General features: G+C 72.2%; 1 protein-coding gene. It reads right to left on the bottom strand.

What is annotated here, in order from left to right; genetic code table 11:
• Positions 1-455, bottom strand: a 455-nt coding sequence (locus IF89_RS39625) for a hypothetical protein (RefSeq protein WP_158718168.1), incomplete at its 3' end; no start/stop codon positions are given.
• Positions 456-478 lie beyond the last annotated feature (23 nt).

Here is a 478-nt window from a genome sequence, read left to right as displayed (position 1 = left end):
CCCTGGCGGTCGTACTCCGTCCGCGAGACGACCCGCCCGCCCGGCCCCATCTCCTCCAGCACGGCTCCGGTGGCCAGGTCCACCACCCGCGAGGCGGAGGTCTCGGCGTCCGTGCCGGGCGCCACGGTGGTGGTCTCGGTCAGGCGCCCGCCCTCAACGGTCCGGCTGACCTCAGTCTTCAGCTCGCCCGGCCCCTCACCCCGCCCCTCCTCACCCGCGCCGTCGGCCCAGGAGACGGTCTGCGAAGCGGCCTGCCCGTACTTGTCGTAGGTGAAGGTGGTCTGCTCGCGGGCGGCGAGCTTCCCGCTGCTGTCTGCGGTGCGGGTGACGGTCCCGGTGACCGTGCGCCGGTCCGCGGAAAGGGAGTTAGAGGTCTCCTGCAGCACCTTCCCGTCCCGGCCGGTCACCTTCTGCGACAGCACCAGCCCGGTGGAGCCCTCTTCAGGGTCGTACACGGTCTCCGTCACCGTACCGGTCT

The organism is Streptomyces sp. NRRL F-2664 (assembly GCF_000719345.1).
In the GTDB taxonomy this organism is placed as follows: Bacteria; Actinomycetota; Actinomycetes; order Streptomycetales; family Streptomycetaceae; genus Streptomyces.
This window is presented reverse-complemented; position numbering and strand designations above follow the sequence as displayed.